Here is a 19,831-nt window from a genome sequence, read left to right on the forward strand (position 1 = left end):
GGCCATGGACACCTCCCTGGACCGCCGCCGTTTCCACCGGCTCTCGATCGGCGCCGTCGGCGCCAGCCTCGGCGCCGCGCTGCCGGCCCTCGCGCAGGCGCCCGGCGGGCGGCCGCTGGTGCTGGGCATGACCCTCGAGCCGCCGGGCCTGGACCCGACCGCCGGCGCCGCCGCCGCCATCGGCGAGATCGTGCTCTACAACGTGCTGGAGCCGCTGACCAAGGTGGCCGAGGACGGCTCGGCCCGGCCGCTGCTGGCGCTGCGCTGGAGCGCCTCGGCGGACCAGAAGACCTGGACCTTCACGCTGCGTTCGGGCGTGCGCTTCCACAACGGCGCGCCCTTTGACGCCACGGCGGTGAAGTTCAGCTTCGAGCGCGCGGCCGCGCCGAACAGCCTCAACAAGGACCGCCGCGTCTTCGAGAACATCGCCGCGATCGCGACGCCCGATCCGCTGACCGCGGTGCTGACGCTCAGGCATCCGGAGCCCGACCTGCCGGCGCTGCTGGCGCAGGCGACGGCGGTGATCGTCGAGCCCGGCAGCGCCGCCGGCAACGCGCAGAACCCGGTGGGCACCGGGCCCTACCACGTCGCCCAGTGGCAGCGCGGCGCCAGCCTCACCGTCGCCGCCTGGCCCGGCTTCCGCGATGCGGCCTCGATCCGGATCCCGCGGGTGCAGTTCCGCTTCATCGGCGAACCGGCCGCGCAGGTCGCCGCGCTGCTGGCCGGCGACGTCGACGCCTTCCCGCGCGTGGCCGCGGCCCGGGCGCTGAGCCAGTTCAAGGCGCAGCCGCGGCGCTTCCAGGTGATCACCGCCTCGTCGCGCGCCAAGACCATCCTGGCCATCAACCACCAGCGGCCGCCGCTGGGCGACGTCCGCGTGCGCCGCGCCATCGCCATGGCGATCGACCGCAAGGCCGTCATCCAGGCCAGCGCCGACGGCTACGGCGTGCCGATCGGCAGCTTCGTCACACCGGACGCGCCGGGCTACGTCGACTGCACCGCGATCAACGCCTACGACCCGGCCGCCGCGAAGGCGCTGCTGGCCCAGGCCAAGGCGACCGGGCTGTCCCTGTCGTTGAAGCTGCCGCCGGTGCCGTACGCGCGCCAGGGCGGCGAGCTGATCGCGGCGCAGCTGGCGGCGGTCGGCATCACCGCCCGGATCGAGCAGATCGAGTGGGCCCAGTGGCTGTCCAGCGTCTACGGCAGCAAGGCCTACGACCTGACCGTCATCGCGCATGTGGAGCCCTACGACTTCGGCAACTTCGCCCGGGCGGACTACTACTGGGGCTACCGCAGCCCCGCCTTCAACGCGCTGTACGAGCGCATGCAGGGCAGCGCCGATCCGGCCGAGCGGGCGCGGCTCTTCGGCCAGGCGCAGCGCCAGGTCGCCGAGGACGCGGTCGCCGCCTTCCTCTACCAGCCCCAATGGATCACGGTGGCGCGGGCCGGCCTGAAGGGCCTGTGGAGCCGCACCCCGCTGTTCGCCAACGACCTGTCCGCGCTGAGCTGGGCATGAAGCCGTGCAAGCCCCCTGATGCAGGGACGCGGCGGCGGCGCGCTGTCGCGTGGCCGCGTCAGCCGGCGGGGCGCGACGGCGGCTCGTCGGACCCCGCGCGCCGGCCGTCCACCGAGAGGGCTTTTCCTCTACAGGCCGTCTTGCGGCCGGTGTAGCGTGCGCGGTTTGGGGAGGAGTCGGAGAGCCGCATGCCGTTTGAATTGCCTGAGACCCTGCAGCCGTTCCTGTTGCCGCTGCTGATCGTGGTCCCGCTGGCCATCGTGATCATCATCATCACGGTGCGCCGTGGCGACTATCGCGACGTGGGCGCGCCGCCGCCATCGCCCCGTCCCCTGCCGCCCGGCCCGGCCGCCCGCGCCAGCTCGGCCCCCGCCGCGGCGCCCGCCGCCACGTCCCCCGCGACCACCGCCTCGCCCGAGCGTCTGCCGCTGCTGGTGGTCGACGACTCGGCGGTCGTGCGCGCCAAGCTGCTGAAGCTGTTCAGCGAAGCCGGCCACGAGGTGGTCGCCGCGCGCGACGGCGTGGAGGCGATGGAGCTGCTCGGCCAGACCCGCTTCGGCGTGCTGATCACCGACCTGGAGATGCCCAACATGGACGGCTTCGAGCTGATCAAGGCGGTGCAGGGCGCGATGGCGACCGAGGACCTGCCCATCATCGCCATCAGCGGCCATGAGGAGCTGCATGCCCGGCTGCACCAGGTGCAGGGCCTGTACGGCATGTTCCACAAGCCCTGGAACGACCGCGAGCTGATCAAGCGCGTCGAGGCGCTGTCCCACCTGCGGCAACCGGTCCGTTCATGAGCGTGGGTCGCTGGCTGAAGCGCGGCGCGCTCACGGTCGCCGTGCTGGCGGCGCTGGGCGCCGCGGCCGCGGCCTGGCATGTCCACCAGAAGCTGCCGCAGCGCGACGGCGAGCTGCAGCTGTCCGGCCTGAGCGCGCCGGTCACCGTCCGCTACGACGAGTGGGGCGTGCCCCACATCGACGCGCGCAACGAGGACGACCTCTACCGCGCGCTCGGCTACCTGCACGCGCAGGACCGGCTGTTCCAGATGGAGATGCTGCGCCGGCTGGCGCGCGGCGAGCTGGCGGAGGTGCTCGGGCCCAAGCTGGTCGACACCGACCGCCTGTTCCGCGCGCTCGGCATCCGCCAGCGCGCCGACGAGCTCGCCGCGGCGAGCGCGGCCATCACCGCCCAGCCGGGAGCGACCCGAGCGCTGTATGCCTACCTGGACGGCGTCAACCAGTACCAGGCGACGCGGCCCGCGCCGCTGGAGTTCGAGGTCCTGGGCATCCCCAAGCGCCCGTTCACCGCCGCGGACACCTACAGCATCGCCGGCTACCTGGCCTACAGCTTCGCCGCGGCCTTCCGCACCGAGCCGGCATTGACCGCGGTGCGGGACCAGCTCGGTCCCGACTACCTGCGCATCTTCGACCTGGACTGGCATCCCTCCGGTGTGCTGGAGCCGCAGGCGCTGGACGCGCCGCGCGGGCGCTTCCCCGACGTGGCGCCGATGCTGGCGCGGCTGGCCGCGGTCGGCGACCAGGCGGCGGCGCTGGCCGGGCTGCCGCAGTTCGAGGGCAGCAACGCCTGGGTCGTGTCGGGCAGCCGCACCGTCAGCGGCAAGCCGCTGCTGGCGGGCGATCCGCACATCGCGTACTCGGCGCCGGCCGTGTGGTGGGAGGCGCACCTGCGCACGCCGCAGTTCGAGCTCTACGGGCATCACCTCGCGCTCAACCCGATGGCGCTGCTGGGACACAACCGGCGCTTCGGCTGGAGCCTGACGATGTTCCAGAACGACGACGTCGACCTGATCGCCGAGAAGGTCAACCCGGCCAACGCCAACGAGGTCTGGTACCAGGGCCGCTGGGTCGCGATGACCGCGCGGCAGGAGACGCTCAAGGTCAAGGGCCAGCCCGACCAGGTGCTGACGCTGCGCCGCTCGCCGCACGGACCCATCGTCAACGACGCGCTGCCGGGCGACCGCGGCGAGCGCCCGGTCGCGATGTGGTGGGCCTTCCTGGAAACCGAGAACCCGGTGCTCGACGGCTTCTACCGGCTGGGCCGCGCCGACACGCTGGACCGCGCGCGCGACGCGGCGAGCCTGGTGCACGCGCCGGGGCTGAACATCGTGTGGGCCAACGCCAGTGGCGACATCGCCTGGTGGGCGGCCGCGAAGCTGCCGCAGCGTCCACCGGGCGTGAATCCGGCCTTCGTGCTGGACGGCGCGACCGGCGAGGCCGACAAGCCGGGCTTCCTGCCGTTCTCGGCCAACCCGCACGAAGAGAACCCGGCGCGCGGCTACATCGTGTCGGCCAATTTCCAGCCGACCGGGGACACGCCGGTGCCGGGCTACTACAACCTGGCCGAGCGCGGCCGGCGCCTGGACGGGCTGCTGAGCCAGGGCAAGCGCTGGGACATCCACAACAGCCAGGCGCTGCAGCTGGACGTGCAGACCGACTACGGCCCGCGCGTGCTGCGGCCGATCATTCCGCTGCTGCGCGGATCGGCCTCGGTCGAGGAGCAGCCGCTGGTGGAGGCGCTGGTGCGCTGGAACGGCGCCTACAAGGCGGACGCGGTGGCGCCGGTGCTGTTCCAGCAGTTCACCGCCGAGCTGCTGCGGGCGGCGCTCAAGGACGAACTCGGCGAGGCGCAGTTCGAGAACCTGCGCCGCACCCGCGCGCTCGATCACGCCTTGCCGCGACTGATGGCGGACGCGGACTCGCCCTGGTGGGACGACCGCTCGACGCCGCAGCGCGAGACGCAGACCGACATCGTGCGCCGCGCCTGGAAGGCGACGGTCGCGCACCTGCAGGCGACGCTCGGCCCCGACAGCGGGACCTGGCGCTGGGACGCGGTGCACACGCTGACGCACGAGCATCCGCTGGGCCGACAGAAGCCGCTGGACCGGATCTTCAACGTCGGTCCGTTCCCGGTGCCCGGCGGGCATGAGGTGCCCAACAACTTCGCGCAGCGCAACGGCAGTGGGCCGTGGCCGGTGGTCTACGGACCGTCGACGCGCCGGTTGATCGACTTCGCGCGGCCGCAGGAGGCGCTCGGCGTCAATCCGGTCGGGCAGAGCGGCGTCTGGCCGGACGCGCATTACGCCGACCAGGCCGCGCTGCTGGCCCAGGGCCGCTATCGCCGCGAGTGGCTGGACGAGGCCGATGTGCGCGCGCATTCGAACGGCCTGCTGGTGCTCAAGCCATGAGGGCCCTGTTGAGCGCACGCGGGGCACGTGGCGCGCGAGCCGTCGTGCTGGCGCTGGCGATGCTCGCCGCGACCTGCATCGCGATGCCCGCGCTGGCGGTGGACCTGCCGGCACCGGCGGAGCTCGCGCGGCGGCTGGCCGCAGGGCCAGCGACCGGCGCGTCCGGCCCGGCGACGGCCACCGTCACCGTCACCGTCACCGTCACCGTCACCGTCACCGTGCTTGAGCCCCACTTGATGCGCGACGGACGCATGCCCGAGGTCCGCTACCTCGGCGTGCCCGCCGACGCGGCGTTGACGGCGGTGCTCGGCCCGGGTTGGCGCGCGCCGGGGCAGGAACTGGAATTCCGCGCGCTAGACGGTTTCGTCTCGCGCATTCCGGTGGAGCGCTTCGCGCAGCATCGCGCTTGGCTGGTGCACGCGCGCGCCGATGGCCGGCCGTTCCAGGTCGACAACCATCTGCAAGGCGAGCGGCAGGTGCCGCTCGGGCCGTATTACCTCGTGTGGGACAACCGCGCCTCGAAGGCGCTGCAGGCCGAGGGCGGCGCGCTCTGGCCCTACCAGGTGGCGTCGGTGAGCGTGGGGCCGTCCTCGACGCGCGCGCTGCTGCCGGATGGCCTGGCTGCCCGGTACGCCGACGCGGCGGACCTCGCCCGCACCCACTGCCTGAGCTGCCACCGCATCCGCGGCTACGGCGGCGACAAGATGCCGCTGGACCTGGACGTCGTCGTCCGCGGCTACGACGCCGCCGCGTGGCAGCGCTGGCTGCTGGCGCCGGCCGCGGTGCGGCCGGGCACGACGATGCCGGCGCTCGCCGAGGGCATGTCCGCCGACGAGCGGGCCGCCATCGCGCAGCGGCTCTACGACTACCTGCGCGCGCTGCCGCCTCGCTGAGCGCGCGGTCAGAACCAGGGCTTGGGCAGCTGCTCCGTCTCGATCGCGCGCAGCAGCGCCGGGCGCTGCGCCATGCGCTCGAGGAAGGCGGCGAGGGCGGGGCGGTTGCGCGCGGGATGGCTGAAGTTGCGCGTCCAGCGGCACAGCATGAAGGCGAAGGGGTCCAGCACCGAATAGCGCTCGCCGAGCAGGAACGGACCGCCATGGCGTTCGAACTCGGCGGCGAGCAGGTCCAGCTGCGCCGCGGCGCGCACCTGCGCCTGGGCCTTGACCTCAGCGCTGCCGGCGGCGTTGCCCGGGGCGACGAAGCGGTCCGGGTAGTAGTAGGCGATGACGGTCGGCTGCAGCGTGTTGGTCAGCCACATCAGCCACTTGTAGGCATGGGCGCGCTCGACGCTGCCCAGCGGCGGCATCAGGCCGGCCTCGGGATGGGTGTCGGCCAGGTGCAGCAGGATCGCGGCGGTCTCGAACAGCACCAGCTCGCCCTGGCGCGTGTCGCGCAGCGCGGGCAGCAGGCCGTTGGGGTTGAGCTTCAGGAACTCCGGGGACTTGTGCTCGTCGCGGTCGCGATCGACGAGGCGGAGCTGGAACGGCACGCCCAGCTCCTGCAGGAGCACGTGCGGGGCGAAGCTGGCGTTGCTGGGGAAGTAGTAGAGCTCGATCATGGCGGCGGGGTCGAGGTGGGGCGACCTGCGGTCGCGGGAGAGACGTGCGCCCGGCGGCGCGTGGGGAGGGTGTGAGGGCCGTGTCATCGCGTCGTGACGTCGCGGACGCCCGGCGGCGCGCATCATCGCCGATCATCGCGCGCGACCGTTGCGCCACCGCGCGCGGCCCGCTTCCGTCCCATGCGCGGCTCGTGCGCTGACCGTGCACGGACCGACACGGGCAATGGATCTTTACCCCTGCGAAACGCCCTTCCGTAGACGTGGCCGAAGGGCGCGGCGTTCAATAGGCCTCCGGACTTCCTGGGCGCCGCACGGCGGCGCGAGCAGATCATGAGCAAGCTTCGTTGGTTGATTCCCGTCGCGCTGGCGCTGAGCGCCGGCGTGGCCTCGGCGCAGCACCACGGCGGCGGCGCGCGGGTCGACATCGGCCTGCGCTTCGACAGCCGCTACCACCACGACCACTACTACCCCGCGCCCGGCTACGTGGCCCGCGGCCTGCCCGGCGGCGCGGTGTTCGTCGGCAACCGCTACTGGTACCACGGCGGCGTCTGGTACCAGCCCTGGGGACCGAGCTTCCGCGTCATCGCCCCGCCGATCGGCTTCGTGGTGCCGGTCCTGCCCAGCGCCTACGTGACGCTGCGCATCGGCGGGCTGCCCTACTACTACGCCAACGGCGCGTATTACACGGTGGCCGCCGGCGAGCCGGGCTACGTCGTGGTCGCGCCGCCGCCCGGCGCCGACACCGCGACGCCGGCCCCGGTGGCGCCGCCGCGGCCGGACCCGATCATCTATCCGCGTCACGGGCAGTCGGCCGCGCAGACCGAGGCCGACCGCCAGGACTGCAACCGCTGGGCGACCTCGCAGCCCACCGCGATGAATGACGCGGGCGTGTTCAACCGCGCGGTGGAGGCCTGCATGGACGGGCGCGGCTACAGCATGCGCTGAGCGCGCTCAGCGCGGGGCGCGCGGGGTGCGCCGCTAGACCACGCATCCCGCCTCGCCGCGATCCTCCGGCAAGGCGCTGCTGACGACCTGCACGCCGTAGCGTTCCGCGGTCATGTGGGCCAGGATGGCCAGCGCGATCTCGGGCGGCGTGCGGGCGCCGATGTGCAGGCCCACCGGGCCGTGCAGGCGGTCGAGCTGGGCATCGCTCAGGTCGAAGTGCTCCTTCAGCCGCGCGCGGCGCTTGGCCTGGTTCACGCGCGAGCCGATCGCGCCGACGTAGAACGCGGGGCTGCGCAGCGCCTCCATCAGCGCGAGGTCGTCCAGCTTCGGATCGTGCGTCAGCGCGACCACCGCCGTGTGCCCGTCCGGCCGCAGCCGCTGGACGACGTCGTCCGGCATCTCGCGCGTCAGGGGCGCCGCGATCAGCGTCCACGGGTAGTCGTCGCGCGGATCGCAGACCTGCACCTGGTAATCGAGCGCCAGCGCCATCTGCGCCAAGTACTGGCTCATCTGGCCCGCGCCGATGATCAGCAGCCGCCACTGCGGCCCGTGATGGGTCACCAGCCGCGTGTCGCTCAGCACCAGCCGGTCGGCGCCGTCGCGCGAATGCGCCGGCGGCTCCGCCAGCGTCACCGCGCCGGTGGCCAGCTCCAGCGTGCGCAGCACCCGCTCGCCGCGCGAGAGCCGCTCCAGCAGCGGGCCGATCGCCGATTGCGATCCCACCGGCTCCAGCATCAACTCCAGCGTGCCGCCGCAGGGCAGGCCGAAACGCTGCGCCGCCTCCGCGCCGACCCCATAGCGGATCAGCTCCGGCGTGCGCAGGCTGAGCGCGCCTTCGCGGATCTTCGCGACCAGGTCGTCCTCGATGCAGCCGCCCGAGACCGAGCCGGCGATCAATCCGTCCGCGCGCACCGCGACGATCGACCCGACCGGCCGTGGCGCCGAGCCCCAGGTCCGGGTGATCGTGCCCAGCACGACGCGCTGATCGGCGTCGAGCCACTGCTGCACCTGGCGCAGCACCTGCAGGTCCATGTTGTCCATCCCCGCACCATAGCGAAATTCGTTGCGGCCTGCCTCGGCCGGGGTCGGCGGGCCACAATCCGGCGCATGCCCACGCTCGCCCTCAACGACGACCTGGTCCTGCCCGTGTCCCAGGCCCTGGCCTGGCGCGCGCTGCATGACCTGGCCCTGCTCGCCGACAGCCTGCCCGACGGCGCCCGTCTAGCGACCGGCGACGCGCCGCGGTCCTACGTGCTGGCGCTGCCCGGCTTCGAGGGCGTCGTGACCGTCCTCGACCTCGAGGTCCCCAGCCGCCTGCGCCTGCGCATCGACGGCCGCGGCCCTCGCACCGGCAAGGTCGAAGGCCAGGCGCAGCTGCGGCTGGCCTCGCTGGGCGAGGACCGCGCGCTGCTGCATGTGGCGCTCGTGATCCAGGCCGAGCGCGAGACCCCCACCAAGGTCGCCGGCCTGATGGCGCTGCGCGAGCGGCTCGCCGGCATCGCCGCCGCCGTCGAGCGCCGCCATCCGTCCGACCGCCCCCGGCCGGTGAAGGCGCCGCCCAAGCCCTGGCCGCAGCGCCTCGTCGACTGGTACCTGGGCTGGTTCGCCGCGATGTTCAACGGCACCTTGTTCCCGCCGCCCAAGCCCCGTGCGCGCGGCTCGCGCGCCAAGCGGTGAGCGCTCGGCTTCCTCATGGCGACGTGGCGGTCGTCGTGAGCGGAATGTGAACATGTCGTGAGCGTGGCGTTGGCCTGATGTGAGTCCGCTGTCATGCGGCGGTGCACCTGGCGTGATGCAAACGAACTCGATGTAACTCGTTGATTTGCTTATAGAATTGGCGCCTCAACGGCCACCTTGCGGTGGCCGATTCGTTTTTGCGCCGAGCGAGACCCAGGCTCGTCGGCGACTGCTTTCCGCCGATTCCCGATGGCCTCTCGCCTGTTCCCGCTGGACGCGCTGCGCGCCACCGCCGCGCAACTGATCGTGTTGCATCACCTGTCGGTCTACGGACCGATCGCCGAAGCCATGCACCGGCTGTTCCCGTTGCTGACCGGCTGGCTCTACGACTACGGGCGCATGGCGGTGCAGGTCTTCCTGGTGCTGGGCGGCTACCTGAGCGCGCGGGCGCTCGCGGCGCAGGAGCCGCAGCTGCGCCGCTCGGCGCCGGCGCTGCTGGCCCAGCGCTACTGGCGCCTGGTGCCGCCGTTCATGACCGCCGTCGGGCTGACGCTGCTGAGTTCCTGGGTGGTGGCGCCCCTGCTGCCGGACCTGGTGCCGGAACAGGTGGAACTGGCGCAGATCCTGGCCCATGCGCTGCTGCTGCAGGACCTGCTGCCGGTCGAGGCGCTCACCGTCGGCGCCTGGTACGTGGCGATCGACTTCCAGCTCTTCGCGCTGCTGCTGCTGGTGATGTGGGGCCTGCGCTGCCTGCCGCTGCCTGGCGCCAGACGCCAGGGCCTCGCGCTGGCGCTGGTCGGCGCCCTGTGCGCGGCGTCGCTGCTCCAGTTCAACCGGATGGCCGAGCTGGACGCCTGTGCCGTCTACTTCTTCGGCGCCTACGGCCTGGGCGTGCTGCTCTGCTGGTGCCAGGGCTGGACGCCCCGCATGCGCCGCGCCGGGCTGCTGGCGCTGGGCGGCTTGATGGTCGTCGCGCTGGCGCTGGAGTTCCGCGAGCGCCTGGTCGTGGCCGCGCTGACCGCGGCGGTCATCGCGCTGTGGCACCGCGGCACGCTGCCGGCGTGGTTCCAGCGGCACGGCCAGGCACCGGTGCAGACGCTGGCGCGCCATGCCTACGCGCTCTTCCTGGTGCACTTCCCGGTCTGCCTGCTGGTGAACGCGATCTACGAGCACGGCGCCGAAAGCCCGGCCCAGACGCTGGACGGGTTCGCGCCGCTGGCGCTGCTGGCGGCCTGGCTGCTGAGCAACATGGCGGCGGTGCCCTTCCATCGCTGGATCGAGGCGCCGCTGCTGCGCTGGCGGCCGCGCGCCGCGGCGCTGCCGCAGAGCGTCGCGCTGCGCTGAGGCGCTCATCGCGTCCGGGGCCCGGCAGGCCCGGCGTCCGCTAGGCCCAGTTCTCGCGCGCGTTCTCGCGCCGTTGCAGGTCGGCGAGCGTCTTGCCGGGTTCGTCGCGGAAACGTTCCTCCAGCAGTTCCAGCTGCTGCACCCGGTCGACGCGGAAGCTGCGGAAGTCCTCGCGCAGCTCGCACCAGGCCGAGAAGGTCCACACCGGTCCCCAGAAGAAGCAGGCCAGCGGCCGCACGACGCGGGAACTGGTCTGCTCGCTCAGGTCGAGGTAGTGCAGCCGCAGCTTGGTGCGGGACTCGGTGGCCAGGCGCAGCTGCGTCAGGCGTTCGCGGGTGGCGTTGTCCAGGCCGCGCTGCGGCGCGTAGACGGTCAGGCTCTCCGCGGCGGCGCGCGCCGAACCGGGCAGCACCGCGAAGATCTTGCCGAGCGCCTCCTCGGCGCGCTGGCCGAGCACGGCATCGAGCTGCGGCTGGGCCAGCCGCACCGCGGCGACCAGCGATTGGGCTTCCTCGGCGCTGAACATCAGCGGCGGCAGCTCGAAGCCGACCCGCATCCGATAACCGACGCCCGCCTCGCCATCGATAGGCACGCCCTGCTGCTGCAGCGCGGCCACGTCGCGATAGACGGTGCGGATCGAGACCTCCAGCCGCTGGGACAGGAACTCGGCCGTCGTGAGACGGCGCCCACGGATGAGTTGGACGATCTGGAACAGGCGGTCGGCGCGGCGCATCCCACCATTGTCAGCGATGGGCCCCACCTATCCGAGTCGTCATCCCCGCTACGATGTGCCGCATGGCTGACCCACATGTTGCGCTTCCCCATGTCGTGATCATCGGTTGCGGGTTCGGTGGCCTGGAGGCCACCAAGGTTCTCGACGGTGCCCCGGTCCGCATCACCTTGATCGACCGCAGCAACCACCACCTGTTCCAGCCGCTGCTGTACCAGGTCGCGACGGCCGGCCTGACCGCGCCGTCGATCGCGTCGCCGATCCGGCACATGCGACGCCACCAGCGCAACCTCACGGTGCTGATGGCCGAGGTCGAAACCATCGATGTCCAGGCCCGCGAGGTCGTGCTCGGTGACGGCCAGCGCCTGCGCTACGACCACCTGATCGCCGCCGCCGGCGCGACGCACAGCTACTTCGGCAACGACCAGTGGCAGGCGCATGCGCCGGGCCTCAAGACGCTGGCCGACGCCTTCCAGCTGCGCGCGCGATTGCTGAGCGCCTTCGAGCGCGCCGAGACCCTGCCCGATCCCGCCGATCGCGCGCCCTGGCTCAACTTCGTCGTCATCGGCGGCGGGCCCACCGGCGTGGAGATGGCCGGCACGCTGGCCGAGATCGCCCGCCACACGCTGCGTGACGAGTTCCGCCGCATCGACCCGGGCCGCGCGCAGGTGCTGCTGGTGGAGGGTTCGGACCGGGTGCTGGCCGCCTTCAAGCCGGCGCAGTCGGCGCAGGCCCAGGCGCAGCTCGAGCGCATCGGCGTGGTGGTGCGCACCGGCTGCCGCGTCGTCGGCATCGACGAGGAGGGCGTGGACCTCCAGACCGCCGACGGCACCCGCGAACGGATCGCTTCCCGCACCAAGGTGTGGGCCGCCGGCGTCGCCGCCTCGCCGCTGGCGCGCACGCTGGGCGTGCCGCTGGACCGCGCGGGACGGGTGATCGTCGACGAGCAGATGAACATCCCCGGCCATCCCGAGGTCTACGTCGTCGGCGACATGGCCGCCGCGACCAGCCTGGAGAAGGACGGCAGCCGCAAGCCGGTGCCGGGCGTCAGCCCCGGCGCGAAGCAGGCCGGCCGGCATGCGGCGCGGCAGATCCTCGCCCGGCTGCAGGGGCGCTCGGAGCCGCCGTTCCGCTACCGCGACTACGGCAACCTCGCGACCATCGGCCGCAAGGCGGCGGTCGCCGACCTGGGGACGATCCAGTTCAGCGGGTTCTCCGCGTGGCTGTTCTGGCTGTTCGTGCACGTCTATTTCCTGATCGGTTTCCGCAACCGGGTCCGCGTCTTCGCGGACTGGGCCTGGGCGTACTTCACCTTCCAGCGCCATGCGCGCATCGTCGTGGAGCCCCGGCCCGGCGCGCGGGACGACGCCTAGGCGCCGGTCAGATCGGGGTGCAGATCTCGACCAGGGTGCCGTCGGGGCAGCGCAGGTAGGCGACTACCTGGCCCCAGGGCTTGGTCATCGGCGGGGTCAGGCCTTGCGCGCCGGCGGCCAGGGCGCGCGCGTAGGCGGCGGGCACGTCCGGCGTGGACAGCCCGATCTCCATCCCCAGCGGCGCGCCGTCCGCGGCCTTGCGGTAGTCCTGGCCGAGGTTGCCGCGCGCGATGTCATGGCGCGCGAAGGACAGGGTGGTGGCGCCGGTCTCGAGCTCGCCATAGGCGCCGGACTCGTGCAGGAAACGGCGCGTCAGGCCGAATGCCCGTTCGAAGAAGTCCAGCGATGCGCCCACGTCCTCGACGTAGACGATCGTGTAGGCGAAGTTGATGGCGCTCATGGCAAGCCCTCCGTGGAGTGACGATGAAAGCGGGGCGCTTGTCCCCGTTGGGCGGGGCAGCGGCGCGGCCCATGCCCCGGATCGCCGGCCGGGCGCCCCCGATTCGGGTGGGCCGCCTGGCAGGACGATGTCGCGCCGATGATGCGGACCGGCTGCTGACAGCGGATTGGCAGCTAGGATGCCGGCCATGAGTGCCCCGCCCCTCGAGCCGCAACGGCTGCCCAACGGTCTGCTCTGGCTGGCGCGCCCGGTCCCGGGCACGCAGGTCGCGGTGCGCGTCGTCTATCGCTGCGGCGGCCGCGACGACCCCACCGGCCGCAGCGGGCTGTCGCACCTGGTGCTGCGGCTGATCGCCGGCGCCAGCCGCTACCTGGAGCCGGGCCAGTTCCACCGCCTGATCGCCAGCGCGGGCGGGCGCACCCGCATCGAGATCGACGAGGACTTCGCCGCGCTGCAGACGGTGGTGCCCGCGCCGCAGCTCGAGCGCGTGCTGTGGGCCGAGGCCGAGCGGATGAGCAATCCCCGCCTGGATCCCGAGACGCTGGCCAGCGCGCGGCAGCAACTGCGCCAGGCGGTGCAGGAGCCGCTGCTCAACCCCTATGCGCGGCTGGACCTCGCGGTGCAGCGCCACGGCTACCTGACGCACCCGTACCAGCGCGGCGCGCTCGGCGATCCGGAGCAGCTCAAGGACCTGGACATCGACGCCGTGCGCGCCTTCCATGCCGCGCGGTTCGGCTGCGACCGCGCGCTGCTGGTGGTGACTGGCGCGTTCGACGAGGGCGCGCTCGCGCGCTGGGTGATGCACTACTTCGGCTCGATCCGTCCGCCGATGCCGCCGTCCGCCGTGACAGCCGCGCCGGCGGTGTCGCCGACCGCCTCGGCAACGCCGGCGTCAGGGCTGCCGGCCTCGTCCTCCTCCGGGCCCGCCGCCGTGCCGGTCACGCCGCCCGCCGCTGCGTCGCCCGCGTCGCCCGTGGCATCGGTGGCCGAGCCGCGCGAGCTGCGCGAATCCCGTCGTCCCCAGAGCCAGACGCTCAAGCTGTCGCTGGCGCAAGCGCCGCTGCCGGCGGCCGCGCTGGTGTGGCAGGTGCCGCGCGCCGACGATCCGTCGCTGCCGACCTGGCAGCTCGCGCAGGCGCTGCTGGGGCTGGGGCGGTCGGGCCGCCTCACCGACACGCTGGTCGACGAGAAGGCGCTGGCGCATCAGCTCAGCCTGAGATTGGATTCACACCGCGACGCGGGGCTGCTGGTCGCGCAGGCGCTGGCGGCGCACGGACAGACCGCGGCGCCGCTGGCGCAGGCCCTGCAGCAGGAAGTGCTGCGGCTGGCCGACGAGGCGATCACCGACGAGGAACTCGGCAAGGCCAAGGCCCTGCTGCGGCGCGAGACGCTGTCGGCCGAGTGGACCGCCGACCGGCTCGCCCGGGCGCTCGGCACCGCCTGGGCGGTGCGCGGCGATGCCGGCGCGGCGGCGAAGGACATGGCGGTGTGGATCAAGCTCGGCGGTGCCGACGTGCAGCAGTTCTGGCGCCGCCAGGTCGTTCAGGCGCCGGTGCTGACGCTGCTGGCGGATGTCGGCGCCGCCGCGGGAGTCGCGGCATGACGGTCGACCTGCATCGCCGTGGACTGATGGTGGGCGCCGCGATCGCATCCGGCTCGACGGCCTGGCCGGCGCTGGCGCAGGACGGCTTCGACCGCCCGCCGGAAGCGCCGCCCGCGACCGCGCTGCCGCCGCTGGCGATCGAGCAAGCCAGGCTGCCGAACGGACTGCGCGTCATCGTGCTGCCGATGCCGGGGGCGCCGCGCACCGCGATCCGCCTGATCGGCGAGGGCGGCTGGCTGCGCGATCCGGCCGGCAAGGAAGGCCTGGCGGAGGTGGCGCTCTCGATGCTCGCGCAGGGCGCGAAGCGCGATGGCGACGAGATGGAATCGGCCGACATCGCCTACGCGGGCGACCTGCTCGGCCTGCCGCTGCGGCTGGCGCTGACGCCGTCCACCTGCGAGCTCGCACTGGAAGCGCTGCCGGACCAATGCGACGACGCGGTCAACCTGATGGCCGACCTGACGCAGCGGCCCTTGCTGGCCTTCGAGGCGCTCGAGCACATCCGCAGCCGGGCGCTCGACGCGCTGGTGCTGCGGCGCGCCGACGCGCTGCTGCTCGCGCCCTGGGCGGCACGGCGGCAGTGCTGGGGCCGCGCGCAGCCGGTGCAGACGACGGCCAGCCTGAAGCGCCTGCGGCGCGAGGACGTGCTGGGCTTCCATCGCCAGTACTGGCGGCCCGAACGCGCGGTGCTGCTGTTCGCCGGCGACCTGAGCCTGCAGGCCGCGCGCGGTCTGGCCGAGGACTTCATGGGCGACTGGCGGGTGCCCAAGGCGCCGGCCGGACCGGCGCCAGCACCCGCGCTGGCGACTGCGACGCCCGCCGCCGCCGTCGCCCAGTTCCTGCAATTGCCGCAAGGGCAGGGATGCCGGCTGATCGTCCAGACGCCAGTGCCGCGCGGCACGCCGCCGGGCCTGCGCGAACTCGCGCGCACGCTGATGCATCAACGGATCGCCGCGCGTCTCCCCTGGCCCTGGGACAGCGAGATCGAATCGCTTGGCGGCGCGCTGTGCTGGCGGATGGGCGTGACGCTGCCGGTGGCGGCGGTGCCGGAGCAACTCGCACGCTTGCGGGAGCAGCTGCCGCTGCTGGCGGACGAGCCGGTGACGCCGGAGGATCTCGCGTTGGCCCAGGCCCTCGCGCTGGGGGACTGGCAGGCGCAGCTGGCGGAGGCGCCGGATGCGCTGCTGGCGCAGGCGATGGCGGCGGGGGAGCTGGAGGCGGTCCTGCAATGGCCCCAGCGGGTGAGAGCGATCAGCGCGCCGGTGCTGCAGCTGCTGATGGCCGCCAGCTGGCGCGACAACCGCACGCAATTGCTGCTTCTGGGCGATGCGGGCCCACCGGCGCCGGCGCAGCGCGCCTGGCCCGGGCTGGCGCTGACTACAATGCGCGCTGTCATTGGGGAGTAGCCGCTGCACCCCGCCCGTCGCCCGACGGGCCGATTCAGCAGACCCGCGTCAACAGACTTGAGCTTCGGCTCATGGCGCGAGGTAGCCAGGAACCCGCGGGTTCCCAGCCTGGCGAGACCTTTGACCATGCCCCCGGACCTGCGGCCGGCGGCGGCATGGTCATGGGTTCGTTCCGGCCGCTGAGTCCTTCATGGAAGCCTTCCTCATCTCCACCGGCCTCGTGGCCCTCGCCGAGATCGGCGACAAGACCCAACTGCTGGCCTTCATCCTGGCGGCGCGTTTTCGAAAACCGGGGCCGATCGTGCTCGGCATCCTGATCGCGACGCTGGTCAATCACGCCTGCGCGGGCGCCGTCGGCAGCTGGATCACGACGCAGGTCTCCGCGCAGACCTTGCGCTGGGTGCTGGGCCTGGGCTTCATCGCGATGGCGGTGTGGACGCTGATTCCCGACAAGATCGAGGAAGAGGAAACCGGCGGCAGGTTCCGGCTGGGCGTGCTGGGCACGACGGTCGTGGCGTTCTTCCTGGCCGAGATGGGGGACAAGACGCAGATCGCGACGGTGGCGCTGGCGGCGCGCTTCAATGACCTGTGGATGGTGGTGGCGGGCACGACGCTGGGGATGATGATCGCCAACGTGCCGGCGGTGCTGGTGGGTGGCAAGCTCGCGCACAAGCTGCCGGTGCGGCTGGTTCACGCCATCGCGGCGGCGATCTTCGCGGTGCTGGGCGTGCTCACGCTTCTGGGGGCAGGTGAGTCGTTGGGGTTGTGATCCCGGTCCTCCGACAGCAGCCTCATGCCCGCGCATGAGGCGGCATCGCGGTCGAAGGTCATGGTGCATCCGCAGCCGGCAGTCCGGCCCAGTCGCTCGATCAGGTAGTCCGCGAAGTCGGCTCGGCCCACATGGAATCGCGCGACGGCGTCGATGACGTCCTCGACCTGCTCGAAGACCAGTCCGCCCTCCCGCAGCAGTTCGATCAACGCGCGGGCGACCTCGTCGCGTTTCACCTTGCAGCTCTTGTTCAGCACCCACACCAGCTCCACCAGCGTCGGGACGGTGATGTAGCCGGGCGCCTGCGGCGTGAAGCTGGAGAGCAGCGATTTGGCCGCGCGGTACTGCACGGGTTCGTCTCGTGTGACGAAACGGACCAGGATGTTGGTATCGATGCCGACCATCACTTGCGCTTCTCCTTGCGCTTGGCGCTTTTACGGCGCTGGCGCTCCATGGAGGCGAAGGTGTGATTCATCTCGTCGATCGTCACGGGCCGGCGCACGCGCGTGGGAACGATGCCTGCGATCGGCAAGGGCCGCGTGGCCACGTAGAAAAGGAATTCGTCCGGAGCGACGTGGAAAAACTCCACCTGGTCGCCCGGGCCGATGCGAAGGGCGTCCAGCACGCCTTGCGGAAGGGTGATCTGGAGGCCTTCGCCGATCGTGGCGACCGGTCCGATGCTCCGTACGCAATGAGAGGCCATGGATGACTCCTTGTCGTTTCAACGAAAGAAGCCCGCCACTCTAGGCATGCCGATCCCGAGCCGCACTTCCTCAAATCAGTCATTGAGGAGGGAGCGCCGGCCCCTCGGACGGGGGCCCGCGAAAGGGGCACCCCGCGACGGTCTATCGCGCCGACGCCTGCCGCACCGCGCGCTCCCACTGCGCCATCAGCGCCTGGGCGCGGTCGCGCGACAGGGTCGGGCGGAACACGCGCTCGGCCTGCCAGTTGCGGCCGATGTCGTCGAGGTTGCGGTAGACGCCGACCGTCAGTCCGGCCAGGTAGGCCGCGCCCAGCGCCGTCGTCTCGATCACCTTGGGCCGCACGACCGGGATGCCCAGCAGGTCCGCCTGGAACTGCATCAGCAGGTCGTTCACGCAGGCGCCGCCGTCCACCCGCAGCTCGCTCACCGGCGCGCCGCCCGCCGCGACCGCGTCCCGGCTCATCGCCTGCAGCAGCGCCGCGCTCTGGAACGCGATGCTCTCCAGCGCCGCGCGCGCGATGTGCGCCACCGTCGAGCCCCGTGTCAGGCCCACGATCGCGCCGCGCGCCTCCGCGTCCCAGTAGGGCGCGCCCAGCCCGGTGAAGGCCGGCACGAACATCACGCCGCCCGCGTCCGGCACGCTCTCCGCGAGCCCTTGCACCTCGCCGCTCGCCTTGATCGCGTTCAGTCCGTCGCGCAGCCACTGCACCACCGCGCCGCCGATGAAGACGCTGCCCTCCAGCGCGTAGCGCGGCGTCGCGTCGATCTGCGCGGCGCTGGTGGTGATCAGCCCGTTCGCGCTGGTCTGGAAGCGCGTTCCCGTGTGCATCAGCATGAAGCAGCCGGTGCCGTAGGTGTTCTTGGCCATGCCGGCCTCGAAGCAGGCCTGGCCGAACAGCGCGCTCTGCTGGTCGCCCCCGATGCCGCCGATGGTGAGGGCGCCGCCCAGGTGCTCCGGCGCCGCCTTGCCGAATTCATGCGCCGACGGCTTCACCTCCGGCAGCAGGGACGCGGGGATGCCCAGCAGCGCCAGCAGCTCCTCGTCCCAGCGGTTCTCGCGCACGTTGAACAGCATCGTGCGCGAGGCATTGCTCACGTCGGTGACATGCACCTCGCCGTTGGTCAGCTTCCAGATCAGCCAGCTGTCGATCGTGCCGAAGGCCAGCTCGCCGCGCTCGGCCTGCTCGCGCGCGCCGCTGACGTGGTCGAGGATCCACTGCAGCTTCGTGCCGGAGAAGTAGGCGTCGACGACCAGCCCCGTCTTCTCCTGGATCCGCGCGCCGTGCCCCTGCTCGCGCAGTTCGGCGCAGCGCGGCTCGGCGCGCCGGTCCTGCCAGACGATCGCATGGTGGATGGGCCGGCCGGTGCGGCGGTTCCACACCAGCGTGGTCTCGCGCTGGTTGGTGATGCCCAGCGCCTTCAGGTCGGCGGCCTTCAGCGAGGCCTTGGACAGCACCTCGCGCGCGACGGCGAGCTGCGTGTCCCAGATCTCGTCGGCGTCGTGCTCGACCCAGCCGGGCTGCGGATAGATCTGGCGGAACTCGCGCTGCGCCATCGCGACGATGCGCCCTTGCGCATCGAAAACGATCGCGCGCGAACTGGAGGTGCCCTGGTCCAGGGCCAGCAGGTAGGTCATGACTTGTCTCGCTGGTCGTGTGCTTGAACGGCGCGGTGGCGGACGCCCGCCGCGATGCTACGGCGCGACCACCAGTTCCACGCCGGCGTCGCTCATCAGCGCCGGGAAGGGCTCGGGCGGCGGCTCGTCGGTGAAGAGCGCGTCGATCTGCGGCAGCCGCGCCACCTCGGCCATCGCCGGGCGGTTGAATTTCGTCGCGTCGGCCGCCACCCACACCTCGCGCGAATGCTCGACGATGGTCCGCGCCACCATCACCTCGCGGTAGTCGAAGTCGCGCAGGCTGCCGTCGGACTCGATGCCCGAGATGCCGATCAGCCCGATGTCCACCTTGAACTGGCGGATGAAGTCGACCGCCGCCTCGCCGACGATGCCGCGGTCGCGATGCCGCACCGAGCCGCCCACCATGACGAGCTCGCAGTCCGGGTTGTCGCTCAGGATCATCGCCACGTTGAGGTTGTTCGTGATGACCCGCAGGCCCTTGTGGCGCAGCAGCGCATGCGCCACCGCCTCGGTCGTCGTGCCCAGGTTCAGGATCAGCGAACAGCCGGCCGGGATGCGCGCCGCGATGGCGCGCGCGATGCGGGCCTTGCCATCGGCCTGCATTGCCTGGCGCTGGCGGTAGGCGATGTTCTCGGTGGTCGACGAGGGCACGCGCACGCCGCCGTGGAAGCGCTGCACCAGGCCGGCCTCGGCCAGGCGCTGCACGTCGCGGCGCACGGTCTGCAGGGTGACGCCGAATTTCTCGGCCAGCGCCTCGACGCTCACCGATCCATTGGCGCGCACCTCTTGCAGCAGGTCGTTCTGACGCGGGTTGGGATTCATGGCGCGCAGGCTAAAGGAACCAAAACGAACAAATGATCGGGTAAACCCTTGCCTGAAACGCGCATATTCGCGCTAAAAAGAAAAAAGAAGAACAGAATTGCGAACTTCGCAACGGCCTTCGAACCGCCGTCGCGTCGATTC

19 protein-coding genes and 1 riboswitch are annotated in these 19,831 nt (G+C 72.1%); of the genes, 11 read left to right on the forward strand and 8 right to left on the reverse strand.

The genetic code is table 11. The features are described 5' to 3' along the window. Positions 1–4: 4 nt before the first annotated feature. The 4 genes from ACTJKJ_RS02730 (at position 5) to ACTJKJ_RS02745 (ending at position 5,617) form a co-directional block, all read left to right on the forward strand. Entirely contained in the window at positions 5–1,516 is a 1,512-nt protein-coding gene (locus ACTJKJ_RS02730) for an ABC transporter substrate-binding protein (RefSeq protein WP_297380011.1), read from the forward strand. A 188-nt stretch (positions 1,517–1,704) separates the two neighbouring features. Beyond that, a complete protein-coding gene (locus ACTJKJ_RS02735) occupies positions 1,705–2,316 on the forward strand; it encodes a response regulator (protein WP_297380014.1) in 612 nt (203 codons plus the stop codon). After that, positions 2,313–4,724, forward strand: coding sequence for a penicillin acylase family protein (locus ACTJKJ_RS02740; RefSeq protein WP_440819518.1), 2,412 nt, complete (start codon positions 2,313–2,315; stop codon positions 4,722–4,724). Before ACTJKJ_RS02735 ends, ACTJKJ_RS02740 begins: the two co-directional genes overlap by 4 nt. Beyond that, on the forward strand, positions 4,721–5,617 hold the full coding sequence (locus tag ACTJKJ_RS02745) for a hypothetical protein (protein ID WP_440819519.1): 897 nt from the start codon (positions 4,721–4,723) through the stop codon (positions 5,615–5,617). The genes ACTJKJ_RS02740 and ACTJKJ_RS02745 overlap by 4 nt, the downstream gene beginning before the upstream one ends. 8 nt (positions 5,618–5,625) lie before the next feature. Here ACTJKJ_RS02745 and ACTJKJ_RS02750 read toward each other — a convergent pair whose 3' ends face one another. Further along, positions 5,626–6,282 (reverse strand): glutathione S-transferase family protein, encoded by a 657-nt coding sequence (locus ACTJKJ_RS02750; protein ID WP_297380022.1) that lies wholly within the window; start codon positions 6,280–6,282, stop codon positions 5,626–5,628. 330 nt (positions 6,283–6,612) lie between these two features. Here ACTJKJ_RS02750 and ACTJKJ_RS02755 point away from each other — a divergent pair, with 330 nt between their 5' ends. Next, on the forward strand, positions 6,613–7,227 hold the full coding sequence (locus ACTJKJ_RS02755; protein WP_297380026.1) for a DUF6515 family protein: 615 nt from the start codon (positions 6,613–6,615) through the stop codon (positions 7,225–7,227). A 33-nt stretch (positions 7,228–7,260) separates the two neighbouring features. Here ACTJKJ_RS02755 and ACTJKJ_RS02760 read toward each other — a convergent pair whose 3' ends face one another. Continuing rightward, complete coding sequence (locus ACTJKJ_RS02760; protein ID WP_091728939.1) at positions 7,261–8,268, reverse strand: XdhC family protein; 1,008 nt, start codon at positions 8,266–8,268, stop codon at positions 7,261–7,263. Between the two features lie 66 nt (positions 8,269–8,334). Here ACTJKJ_RS02760 and ACTJKJ_RS02765 point away from each other — a divergent pair, with 66 nt between their 5' ends. Next, a complete protein-coding gene (locus ACTJKJ_RS02765) occupies positions 8,335–8,904 on the forward strand; it encodes a CoxG family protein (protein WP_440819520.1) in 570 nt (189 codons plus the stop codon). 249 nt (positions 8,905–9,153) lie between these two features. Further along, entirely contained in the window at positions 9,154–10,248 is a 1,095-nt protein-coding gene (locus tag ACTJKJ_RS02770; protein WP_297380037.1) for an acyltransferase family protein, read from the forward strand. Positions 10,249–10,288: 40 nt separating this feature from the next. Here the strand turns inward: ACTJKJ_RS02770 and ACTJKJ_RS02775 are convergent, their stop codons facing one another. Further along, on the reverse strand, positions 10,289–10,981 hold the full coding sequence (locus ACTJKJ_RS02775; protein WP_091728927.1) for a helix-turn-helix transcriptional regulator: 693 nt from the start codon (positions 10,979–10,981) through the stop codon (positions 10,289–10,291). A 62-nt stretch (positions 10,982–11,043) separates the two neighbouring features. Between ACTJKJ_RS02775 and ACTJKJ_RS02780 the strand changes: the two genes are divergently transcribed. Next, positions 11,044–12,351: an NAD(P)/FAD-dependent oxidoreductase gene (locus ACTJKJ_RS02780; RefSeq protein ID WP_297380042.1), complete on the forward strand. Its 1,308-nt coding sequence runs from the start codon at positions 11,044–11,046 to the stop codon at positions 12,349–12,351. A 7-nt stretch (positions 12,352–12,358) separates the two neighbouring features. On the opposite strand, the gene ACTJKJ_RS02785 is transcribed toward ACTJKJ_RS02780, so the two are convergent. Continuing rightward, complete coding sequence (locus ACTJKJ_RS02785; RefSeq protein ID WP_091731721.1) at positions 12,359–12,742, reverse strand: VOC family protein; 384 nt, start codon at positions 12,740–12,742, stop codon at positions 12,359–12,361. Positions 12,743–12,938: 196 nt separating this feature from the next. Between ACTJKJ_RS02785 and ACTJKJ_RS02790 the strand changes: the two genes are divergently transcribed. The 3 genes from ACTJKJ_RS02790 to ACTJKJ_RS02800 all read left to right on the forward strand — a co-directional run bounded on the left by ACTJKJ_RS02790 (position 12,939) and on the right by ACTJKJ_RS02800 (position 16,529). Continuing rightward, a complete protein-coding gene (locus tag ACTJKJ_RS02790) occupies positions 12,939–14,354 on the forward strand; it encodes a M16 family metallopeptidase (RefSeq protein ID WP_297380045.1) in 1,416 nt (471 codons plus the stop codon). Further along, the gene (locus ACTJKJ_RS02795) at positions 14,351–15,760 is read left to right on the forward strand and encodes a M16 family metallopeptidase (RefSeq protein WP_297380048.1); all 1,410 of its coding nucleotides are present in this window, start codon (positions 14,351–14,353) and stop codon (positions 15,758–15,760) included. Before ACTJKJ_RS02790 ends, ACTJKJ_RS02795 begins: the two co-directional genes overlap by 4 nt. Continuing rightward, positions 15,740–15,873: riboswitch (yybP-ykoY riboswitch) on the forward strand. (Overlaps the previous gene by 21 nt.) Before the next feature lie 77 nt (positions 15,874–15,950). Further along, on the forward strand, positions 15,951–16,529 hold the full coding sequence (locus ACTJKJ_RS02800) for a TMEM165/GDT1 family protein (protein WP_440819521.1): 579 nt from the start codon (positions 15,951–15,953) through the stop codon (positions 16,527–16,529). On the opposite strand, the gene ACTJKJ_RS02805 is transcribed toward ACTJKJ_RS02800, so the two are convergent. The 4 genes from ACTJKJ_RS02805 to ACTJKJ_RS02820 all read right to left on the reverse strand — a co-directional run bounded on the left by ACTJKJ_RS02805 (position 16,451) and on the right by ACTJKJ_RS02820 (position 19,690). Next, a complete protein-coding gene (locus ACTJKJ_RS02805; RefSeq protein WP_440819522.1) occupies positions 16,451–16,933 on the reverse strand; it encodes a PIN domain-containing protein in 483 nt (160 codons plus the stop codon). The genes ACTJKJ_RS02800 and ACTJKJ_RS02805 overlap by 79 nt on opposite strands. Next, entirely contained in the window at positions 16,933–17,232 is a 300-nt protein-coding gene (locus ACTJKJ_RS02810) for an AbrB/MazE/SpoVT family DNA-binding domain-containing protein (RefSeq protein WP_091728898.1), read from the reverse strand. Before ACTJKJ_RS02810 ends, ACTJKJ_RS02805 begins: the two co-directional genes overlap by 1 nt. 142 nt (positions 17,233–17,374) lie before the next feature. Continuing rightward, positions 17,375–18,868 (reverse strand): glycerol kinase GlpK, encoded by a 1,494-nt coding sequence (gene glpK / locus ACTJKJ_RS02815; protein ID WP_297380061.1) that lies wholly within the window; start codon positions 18,866–18,868, stop codon positions 17,375–17,377. A gap of 57 nt (positions 18,869–18,925) precedes the next feature. Next, positions 18,926–19,690 (reverse strand): DeoR/GlpR family DNA-binding transcription regulator, encoded by a 765-nt coding sequence (locus ACTJKJ_RS02820; protein ID WP_091728890.1) that lies wholly within the window; start codon positions 19,688–19,690, stop codon positions 18,926–18,928. Positions 19,691–19,831 lie beyond the last annotated feature (141 nt).

The organism is Roseateles sp. 22389, from assembly GCF_052044995.1.
In the GTDB taxonomy this organism is placed as follows: domain Bacteria; phylum Pseudomonadota; class Gammaproteobacteria; order Burkholderiales; family Burkholderiaceae_C; genus Roseateles.